Annotated in this window: 9 protein-coding genes; 4 read left to right on the forward strand and 5 right to left on the reverse strand. The window is 70.7% G+C overall.

The genetic code is table 11. The annotated features are described in order from the left end of the window. Positions 1 to 7 precede the first annotated feature (7 nt). From Q0116_RS01300 to Q0116_RS01310, 3 genes are all read right to left on the reverse strand, one after another. Positions 8 to 838 (reverse strand): amidohydrolase family protein, encoded by an 831-nt coding sequence (locus tag Q0116_RS01300; RefSeq protein ID WP_297884745.1) that lies wholly within the window; start codon positions 836 to 838, stop codon positions 8 to 10. Between the two features lie 107 nt (positions 839 to 945). Further along, the gene (locus Q0116_RS01305; protein WP_297884747.1) at positions 946 to 2,133 is read right to left on the reverse strand and encodes a redox-regulated ATPase YchF; all 1,188 of its coding nucleotides are present in this window, start codon (positions 2,131 to 2,133) and stop codon (positions 946 to 948) included. Between the two features lie 424 nt (positions 2,134 to 2,557). Then, complete coding sequence (locus Q0116_RS01310) at positions 2,558 to 3,667, reverse strand: GTP-binding protein (protein ID WP_297884749.1); 1,110 nt, start codon at positions 3,665 to 3,667, stop codon at positions 2,558 to 2,560. 178 nt (positions 3,668 to 3,845) lie between these two features. Between Q0116_RS01310 and Q0116_RS01315 the strand changes: the two genes are divergently transcribed. Both Q0116_RS01315 and Q0116_RS01320 read left to right on the forward strand, forming a co-directional pair. After that, complete coding sequence (locus Q0116_RS01315; protein ID WP_297884751.1) at positions 3,846 to 4,046, forward strand: hypothetical protein; 201 nt, start codon at positions 3,846 to 3,848, stop codon at positions 4,044 to 4,046. A 136-nt stretch (positions 4,047 to 4,182) separates the two neighbouring features. Next, positions 4,183 to 5,205: an NADP-dependent oxidoreductase gene (locus Q0116_RS01320; protein ID WP_297884753.1), complete on the forward strand. Its 1,023-nt coding sequence runs from the start codon at positions 4,183 to 4,185 to the stop codon at positions 5,203 to 5,205. 17 nt (positions 5,206 to 5,222) lie between these two features. On the opposite strand, the gene Q0116_RS01325 is transcribed toward Q0116_RS01320, so the two are convergent. Next, positions 5,223 to 5,567: a hypothetical protein gene (locus Q0116_RS01325; RefSeq protein WP_297884755.1), complete on the reverse strand. Its 345-nt coding sequence runs from the start codon at positions 5,565 to 5,567 to the stop codon at positions 5,223 to 5,225. Between the two features lie 49 nt (positions 5,568 to 5,616). Further along, entirely contained in the window at positions 5,617 to 6,411 is a 795-nt protein-coding gene (locus Q0116_RS01330) for a winged helix-turn-helix domain-containing protein (RefSeq protein WP_297884756.1), read from the reverse strand. A gap of 210 nt (positions 6,412 to 6,621) precedes the next feature. Here Q0116_RS01330 and Q0116_RS01335 point away from each other — a divergent pair, with 210 nt between their 5' ends. Then, positions 6,622 to 7,566, forward strand: coding sequence for a DMT family transporter (locus Q0116_RS01335; protein ID WP_297884758.1), 945 nt, complete (start codon positions 6,622 to 6,624; stop codon positions 7,564 to 7,566). An 83-nt stretch (positions 7,567 to 7,649) separates the two neighbouring features. Then, positions 7,650 to 8,552, forward strand: coding sequence for a hypothetical protein (locus Q0116_RS01340; RefSeq protein WP_297884760.1), 903 nt, complete (start codon positions 7,650 to 7,652; stop codon positions 8,550 to 8,552). Positions 8,553 to 8,678: the final 126 nt, after the last annotated feature.

Below are 8,678 nucleotides of genomic sequence, written 5' to 3' on the forward strand. Positions count from 1 at the left end.
GGCCCACTCAGACGTCGGCGCCCTCTGCGAGCGCGGGAACGAGGCGGGCGGGGTTCTTCGCCAGCACCCGGGCCATCAGGTCCTCGGAGACGTCGAGGGTGAGCACCTCCATCACGCCGACGTTGGGGTGGACGTCGGGCGCGCCGGAGCCGAAGAGGACGCGGTCGGGGTGTTCTAACACGCCGCGTTCGAGCACCTCGCGGTACCGCACCGCGCTCGTGTCGACGTACGCGCGGTCGTGCTCGTCGAGGAGATCGAGCGTCTCGTTCATCATGTCGGCGTCCAGCGGGTAGCCGCCGAAGCTCCCGAGGACGACCGGGAGGTCGTAGCCGAGCAGCTCCGTCTCGACCGCCTCGGGCGGGAACTCCCGGCCGGCGTGGACGAAGAGGGGAAGGTCCGCGTCCTCCAGGCGCTCCAGCACGTCCTCGTTCGGGAGCCCGTCGACGTGGGGGGCCAGCGTGAAGCCGTGGAAGCGGTCGTCGTAGGAGTACTGCTCGACGTCGTCCGGCCGGGTGTGGTGGTCGTCGCGCTCGGCGCGGAGGTTCCGCACCGCCGACACGGGGCCGGTCCCCGGGTCGCGGGGGCCGTTGAGGCGCGCGAACGCGACGAACGGGCGGTCGATCGACAGGCGCGCGACGGCGTTGTTCGCGCGGAGGTAGCTCCGGCCGGCGGCGCGCTGCCCGGGGCTCGCGACCGCGCGGACGATCCCCGCCTGGAGCATCTCGCGTTCCAGCCGCTCCGGCGAGATGTCTCGCCCGTGGGTGGCGACCGACGACTCGTCGGGGTCGAGGGTCGCGCGGGTGTCGACGATCCGGAAGTCGTGTTCGAGCCCGAGCATGGCCGCTCTCTACCGGCCCGTCTCGGGCGACCCGGATGTGCCTGTCGGTCGCACGGCGGCGGGCGACCGCGGGACGCGACGCCGACGGACCGCCGTCCCCTCGTCGGTCACGGCCCGGCGGTCGAGACGATCTTCACCACGTCGCCCTCGGTCAGCTCGTGGTCCTCGCCGATCCGCCGCGAGGCGCGCGCGTCGACCGCGTGGAGGTACCCCTCGCCGATGTCGGAGTGGACCGCGTACGCGAGGTCGCGCGGGGTCGCCCCCGACGCCAACAGGAAGGCGTCCGGGAGAACGTTGCCCGTGCCGTCCGTCCACTTGCCGGCGTCCTGGACCGGGTAGGCCGTGATCCGGTCGAGCAGGTCGTAGACGGCCGCGTTCAGCGCCGACTGGACGCCGGTGCCACCGTGGGTCGCCATCGACTCGCGGAGGGCGTCGAGGCCGGCGCGCTGGTCGTCGGAGACGTCGCCGACGATCTCGAACGACTCGTCGCCCGGGTCGTAGTCGACGACCCCGGCGTCGGCGGCGCGGCGCAAGGCGAGTTCGCCGTCGGCGGTCGCCGGGATCACGGGCTTGTCGGTCCCCTCGCGGATGCGGTCGACCGCGTCGTCGGGGGCCGCGTCGACCTTGTTCGCGACGACGACGATGGGCTTGGTGCGCCGGCGGACGGCCCGCGCGAGCGCCTCGCGGTCGGCGTCGCTCCACGCCTTCGGGTCGTCGGGGTACTCCAGGTCGCGCAGCACCGCGGTCACGTCGTACTCGGTCGCGCCGAACCCGGTGAGCATGTCCGAGAGCGCGGCGTCGAGGTCGAAGTCCGGCGAGCGGGACTTCCGCTCGACGCTCTCCCAGTTGCGGTCGACGATGCCGGCGAGCCACAGGTCCATCTCCTCCTCGATGAAGTCGACGTCGTCGAGGGGGTCGTGGCTCCCGACCTCGACCGGCTCGCCCTCGGCGTTCGTGGCCCCCGAGGCGTCGACGACGTTGAGGACGACGTCCGCGTTCGTCAGCTCGTCGAGGAACTGGTTGCCGAGCCCCTTCCCCTCGTGCGCGCCGGGGACCAGCCCCGCCACGTCGAGGAGCTCGATCGGGACGTAGCGTTTCCCGTCGCGACAGTTCTCGTTCCCGCAGCGCTCGTCGCGGTCGAGACACGGGCAGCGCGTGCGGACGTGGGTCACTCCGCGGTTGGCGTCGATGGTCGTGAACGGGTAGTTCGCGACGTCGACGTCGGCCATCGTGGCGGCGGTGTAGAAGGTGGACTTGCCGGCGTTCGGCTTGCCCGCGAGCGCGACCGTGAGCATACCCGACGGTCGCGGCCCCGCGAAAAGCGCCTTTCGGTCGGGCGCGGCAAAGGAGGCGAGCGCGATTCGAGCACAGACCGAGGCCAACCGAATCTGTGCCGTGGCGCGTTCCCGCGAGGCCGCACCGCGGCCGAGCAGCACGCGCGAGGGACGCGGGGAGCGCTCGAAGAGCGCGGACCGCGAGGCCGGGGAGGTGTGAGGTGCGGTCGCCGTGCTGGGTGGGTGGGACTCAAAGGGGCGGCTGCGAGGACGAAGCACGACGACACAGGGACCACGGGGAGCGAGCACCGCGAGCGACTGAGGACCGCAGCGAGTCGCGCGAGTCCTCGCGGCCGGGGCTTTGGAGATGGTCACCGCCGATCTCGTATGAACTATCACACACGACCGTCGGAATCGACTGCTCTGCCGGCGTAGATATATCGTCCTATTTCCGGGCGACGATCCGGAGCACGTCCTCGTCGGCCAGCTCGTGGCCCTTCCCGACCTGCTGGTCGTCGTGTTTGGCGCTCTCGCCGGATACCCGCGCAAATTTAAATCGCTCGTCGAGCTCGCCGCCCAGCTTCGTACAGGCGTCGCCGACGGTGTCGCCCTCGAAGAGGACGAGCGGCTCCTCGTAGTCGACGCCGCGGCCCGGCTTGTCCATGTAGATGCGAATGACGCCCAGCTCCTCCCAGAGCCGCTCCTTGAGCCCGTCGAGGCCGAGCTCCTTCTCGGCCGAGATGAAGAGCACGTCCTCGGGGTTCAGGTCGCGCTCGCGCAGCTCCTCTTTCACGGTCGGGAGGTAGCTCTTGTCGATGAGGTCCGCCTTGTTCACCGTCACCATCGAGGGGAGGTACTCGCGGTTGTCCATCACGGCGTCGACGAGCTCGTCGATCGTGAGGTCGTGTGGGATGGTGACCTTCGCGTTGACGTAGCCGTACTCGCGGAGGACCTGCTTTATCGTGTCCTCGTCCAAGCTCACGTCGTCGCTCATCGTCACGCCGAGCCCGTCCTTGTGCGTCTTCCGGATGTTGATGTTCGGCGGCTCGGTGTCGAGGCGGATGTTCGTCGCGTACAGCTCCTCGCGCAGCCGGTCGTACTGTTCGATCTCGAACACCGAGAGCATGAACACGACGAGGTCCGCGGTCCGCACGACCGAGAGGACCTCCTTTCCGCCGCCGCGCCCGCCGGCCGCGCCCTCGATCAGGCCCGGCACGTCGAGGATCTGGATGTTCGCGCCGCGGTACTGGAGCATGCCCGGGTTGACGTCGAGGGTCGTGAACTCGTAGGAACCGACCTCGCTGTCGGCGTTGGTGAGCGCGTTGATGAGGGTCGACTTGCCGACGCTCGGGAACCCGACGAGCGCCACCGTGGCGTCGCCGTGCTTCTCGACCGCGTAGCCGTGGCCGCCGCCGGCGGAGGACTGGTTCTCCAGTTTCTCCTTCTTCTCCGCGAGTTTCGCCTTCAGCCGCCCGATGTGCGCCTCGGTGGACTTGTTGTAGGGCGTCTCGGCGATCTCCTCGCGGAGGTCTTCGATCTCCTCCTCCAGTCCCATTACCCGTCTCTCGGCCGGTCGGCTCGTTAAAGGTGTTCCTTCGGGTCGCCGGCCCGACCGCGGCGGCGGACCGTCCGTCGGCCGACCGCGGATCGGCGACTCTCCGCCGCGAGAGTGGTTGGTGCGCCGATACTTCGACACGGTTATATCGGCGACGAATAATGGCTACGCAAGCCGAATGCCAGATCCGTCGAGCCTCCGAGACAGCACGCAGATCGTCCTCCCGCACCACGCGCTCGACGGGCACCGGGAGTGTCTCGAGGACCGGTTCACCGTCACCGTCGTCGAGACGGCGGAGCAGTACCGGATCATCGGGAGCCCGGTCGAGATCAAAGCCGCGAGCGACTACCTCACGCGCAACGGCGTCGCCGTCGCGTAACGCCGCCCGCAGACCGCTTCTCGCCGCGCTACCGCACCATCCAGCTTCCGGACCCCCACGCTGGCCGCGACCTCCGAATCCCCACGCCGGCTGCTGGGGTCCAAACCCTATTGCGTTCCATGCGCCAACGGGGACCGTGACGAACACCAACCGCGAGTGGCTTCTCGCCGAGCGGCCGACCGGCGAGCCCGACGCCGACAGCTTCGAACTGCGCGAGACGGACGTTCCCGCCCCCGCGCCGGGCGAACTCCTCGTCCGCACCCGGTTCCTCTCCGTCGACCCGTACATGCGCGGTCGGATGCGCGACGCCGAGTCGTACGCCGAGCCGTGGGACGTGGGCGACGCGCTCAAGGGCGGCGTCGTCGGCGAAGTGGTCGAGAGCGAGAGCGACGCGTTCGACGCCGGCGACCTCGTGACCGGCGAGGGCCGCTGGGCCGACTACGCGGCGCTCGACGCCGCCGACGTCGCCCCGGTCGACCCGAGCGTTGCCGACCCCGAGGCGTACCTCGGCGTCCTCGGCATGCCCGGGCGGACCGCCTACTTCGGACTGCTCGAAGTCGGCGAGCCGAAGCCCGGCGACACGGTCGTCGTCTCCGGCGCGGCGGGCGCGGTCGGCTCCGTCGTCGGCCAGGTCGCGAGGCGCAACGGCTGCCGCGTGGTCGGGTTCGCCGGCAGCGACGAGAAGACGGCGTGGCTCACCGACGACCTCGGCTTCGACGCCGCGATCAACTACGAGACGACGGACGACTACCGCGCCGCGCTCGACGAGGCCGCGCCCGACGGCGTCGACGTCTACTTCGACAACGTCGGCGGGCCGATCACCGACGCGGTGTTCACGCGCCTGAACCTCGACGCGCGGGTCGCAGTCTGCGGCCAGATCGCCCACTACAACGACGAGTCGGTCCCGACCGGCCCGCGGAAGCTCCCGCAGATCATCCCCGTGCGGGCCAAGGTCGAGGGGCTGCTCGTCGGCGACTTCGCGACCCGATTCGGCGAGGCGAGCGAGCGGCTCGCCACGTGGGTCGCGAGCGGCGACCTCGAACACCGCGAGACCGTCGTTGAGGGGCTGGAGAACGCGCCAGACGCCTTCCTCGGGCTGTTCTCGGGCGACAACATCGGTAAGCAGGTGGTGCGGGTGTCCGGTCCGGACGAGACGTAGCGACCGAACCGGGCCCGTCAGAGGCGGTCGAGGGCCTCGTCCAAGTCGAACTGCTCCGTCGACTCGCTGAACTCCTTCTCCTCGTTCTCCTCCCCGTCGCGCTCCGACGCCGGCGTCACCAGCCGCACGAGGTCGTCGTCGATCGACTCCGCAGTCACGGTCGCCTCGAACCGCTCGCGCTCGCTCCCCGGTCCCTCGAAGGGGTCGACGCGCTCGACGCCTTCGACCGAACACGCCACCGCGAGACACACCGCCTCGCGGAGCCGGTCGGTCGTCGCCCACCCCGCCGGCGGGACGCGGGGCAGTTCGCGCTCCCTGAACTGCCACGTCTCGATGATCAGCTCCGCGTCGCGAGAAGACATTACCCGTCGTACGCGGACCGCGGACAAGTGGGTTTTGCCCGGAACGGACTCACTCCTCGAACGCCGTCGGGTCGAAGGACTCGGCCGCCTCCCAATACCCCGAGAACGTCTCGTCGGCCCACTCGCGGACCGCCGGGTCGTCGGTGTGGAGCGACGCCCGGAGGATCCCGCCCTCGTCCCGGACGAGGAGGTAGACGGTGCCGTCGGCGACGGTGACCGCGAGCGGGAGCGGCTCGCGGCGGACTCGGATCTCCGCGTCGTCGCTCTCGGCCAGCGCCCGCAGCTGCCGCCAGAGGGCGTCGTCGCCCGCGAGCGCCTCGATGGCGTCGGTCGAGAGGACCGCCTCGAACGTCTGCGTCCCCGCGGCCACCCGATCCCGGGCGGTCGCGAGGCTCTGTTCGTTGAGCGTGTGCGAGAACGCGCGCAGCGTCGTCGCGTCCTCCATCGCGTCGAGCACGCGCTGGAGCGGCGCGCTGGGCCGCGTGCGGCTCGGCACCGTCACGGTCGCGTCGGCGAGCCGGCGGAGGTCGAACCCGAGCTCGGCGGTCGGCAGGAACGCCACGACGTCGCGCAGCTTGGCCTCCGTCTCGAGGACGGAGACGAGCTCCTCGACCCCGTCGGCAACCAGCTCGCCGGTCGCGGTGGCGACGTACTCGCTCCCCTGGCGGGCGACCCACGACCGCTCCGCGAAGTCCTCGAGGATCCGCCCCAGCGTCGCCTGCGACGCGCCGGTCGCGGCCGCGAGGTCCCGTCGCGTGCGCGGCCCCGACGCCAGCAGCTGTAGCACCTCGACGCGGTTCGTCGAGCGGGCGAGAAACTCGATCTCCTCGAGCGGGGCCTCCATACGCGATCCAGCGGCCACCGGAATAAACCGGCTTCGCTCGTCGGCGGCGTTTCACGGCGTGAGCGATCGGCACGGCGTGTGGCGCGTTTCTCCGCGTGGAATATTTTCCGGAATCCGTTATGAGCGTCCGGCCGTTACGTAGGATCGTGGCGAGAACCTCGTTCCAAGCCGATCGTTCGTCCGAAACCGTAGCCGGGGTGTCGCGGTAACGTGTTCACCCGACGCACCGGCGCGCTGCTTCTCGTCTCGGCGGTCCTCTTCGGCGGCACCTTCGTCGCGGCGAAGGCCGGACTGGCCCACCTCCCGCCGCTGCTCTTCGTCGCCGTCCGCTTCGACATCGGCGCGGTCGTCCTCGCGGCGTTCGCGGCGACCAGGCTCTCCCGGGGGGAACTGCGCCCGCGGACCCGCGGGGACGTCGTCGGCATCGTCGCGACCGGCGCGATCGTCATCGGCCTGACGAACGCGCTGCTGTTCGTCGGGCAGCAGTACGTGACGAGCGGCGTCGCCGCCGTCGTCTTCAGCCTGAACCCGATCCTGACGCCGGTGTTCGCCGCGGTCCTGCTCAGCCAAGACGGGCTCTCGGCCCGCGGGATCGTCGGGATGGCCCTCGGGCTGTTCGGCGTCGCGCTCGTCGCCGACCCCGACCCCGCGGCGCTCCTCGCCGGCGGCGTCGGCGTCCCGCTGCTGTTCGCGGCCGCCGTGACAAGCGCGCTCGGCGCGGTGCTGATCCGCCGCGCGGACGCGACGCTGTCGAGCACGGCCCGCACCGTCTGGGGCGTCCCGCTGGCCGCCGTCCTCACGCACGCGATGAGCCTCGGCGCCGGGGAGTCCGTCTCCGGGCTGTCGGTGCCGCCCGTCGCGCTCGCGGCGCTGCTGTACGTCGGCGTCTTCTCCGGGGCGATCGCGTACCTCGCGTACTTCGCGCTGATCGACGAGACCGACGCGACGCGCGCGAACCTCCTGTTCTACTTCGTCCCCGTCGTCTCCGCGGTCGGCGGCTGGGCGCTGCTCGGAGAGACGCTCTCGGTGCGGTCGCTCGCCGGCTTCGGCGTCATCTTCGTCGGGTTCCTCCTCGTGAGCGGGCTCTCCGCGGCCCCGTCCCGGCTCCTCCGTCAGGTGGTCCCGGCTCGGTTCGCGGACGACGGCCCGCTGTGAACCACGGCTGAACGTCGTAAACGGCGATCGCAGTTCACCGGAAACGACGGTACAGCTATCTCCTCGCGAAACGTATCAGTAGTATGAACAAATTGCGACTGGTCGCCGTCGCCGTCGTCGGGACCCTCGTCGCGGTCGCCGCCGCGTACGCGATCTTCGCCGGGGTGCTGATCGGCGCCGACGTGGCGTCGTACACCTCGGACGGCGTGACCGTGTCGGATCTCGCGTACGAGGACGCGCTGGACGGGGCCGACGCGGCCGGCTACGAGGTCGAGCGCGTCGGATCGAGCGGCTTCCACCCGGCCGGGATCGACGAGCTCGACGCCGACCTCGGTCCCGGGTACGAGGCGTTCAGGGTCACGTTCGACCACTCGGCGTCGACGCGACTGTGGGCGACGTTCTACGCCGAGGAGGGGATCACCGTCGTGACGCTGTTCGCGGACGACGCTGGCGCGGACCTCACCGTCGGGGACCTCCCGCCAGAGGCGTGGCTCGTCGACCGGCTCACGCTGCTGTTCGAGATGGACGAGGCGACCGCCGCGGCGTACGTCGACGAGTTCCAGACGGCGGTCAGCACGGGCGACCCGACCGAGCCCGGCGCGAGTACGCCGAGCGTCGAGGTCGACGAGCCGGTCGCCTTCCGGACCGCCTACGAGGACCTGACGGCGCGCGCGACCGCGGTCGACGCGACCTCCACGCCCGGGTCGGGCTGGCACGAGCGCGTGTACCACGCCGGCGACGAGCGACTCGGCAGCGCCGAGTTCGTCCTCTCCCGCGCGACCGTGACGCACGAGGTCGACGGGTACACCTACCGCGTTCACGTCGACTACCACGGCGGCGTGGCCGTCGACGCGCAGACGCGCGCGTCCCGGGAGTTCGAAGAGGACGCCGTCCGTGCCGCCTTCGGAGAGATGTTCGAGGCGATGGGAATCCCGCCGGAGACGGCCGACCACGTCCAGTTCTCGTACCGGGGAAGCGTGTGGTGAGCGGCGTCGGCTCGCTCGGTATCAAGTAAAACTACGTCGGACTGCTCCCCTCGCGAAGTGCTCGGAGACGAATGCGCGGGACCGGATTCGAACCGCGAGGACTCGCTTCGCTCGTCCTCTGGGCGA

This window comes from uncultured Halorubrum sp. (genome assembly GCF_937146585.1).
Classification (GTDB): domain Archaea; phylum Halobacteriota; class Halobacteria; order Halobacteriales; family Haloferacaceae; genus Halorubrum; species Halorubrum miltondacostae.

Bases quoted from the DNA above. Each gene is read 5' to 3' on its own strand.
- Q0116_RS01330 (WP_297884756.1), bottom strand. From the start codon at position 6,411: ATGGAGGCCCCGCTCGAGGAGATCGAGTTTCTCGCCCGCTCGACGAAC.
- Q0116_RS01340 (WP_297884760.1), top strand. From the start codon at position 7,650: ATGAACAAATTGCGACTGGTCGCCGTCGCCGTCGTCGGGACCCTCGTC.
- Q0116_RS01310 (WP_297884749.1), bottom strand. From the start codon at position 3,667: ATGGGACTGGAGGAGGAGATCGAAGACCTCCGCGAGGAGATCGCCGAG.
- Q0116_RS01300 (WP_297884745.1), bottom strand. From the start codon at position 838: ATGCTCGGGCTCGAACACGACTTCCGGATCGTCGACACCCGCGCGACC.
- Q0116_RS01315 (WP_297884751.1), top strand. From the start codon at position 3,846: ATGCCAGATCCGTCGAGCCTCCGAGACAGCACGCAGATCGTCCTCCCG.
- Q0116_RS01325 (WP_297884755.1), bottom strand. From the start codon at position 5,567: ATGTCTTCTCGCGACGCGGAGCTGATCATCGAGACGTGGCAGTTCAGG.
- Q0116_RS01305 (WP_297884747.1), bottom strand. From the start codon at position 2,133: ATGCTCACGGTCGCGCTCGCGGGCAAGCCGAACGCCGGCAAGTCCACC.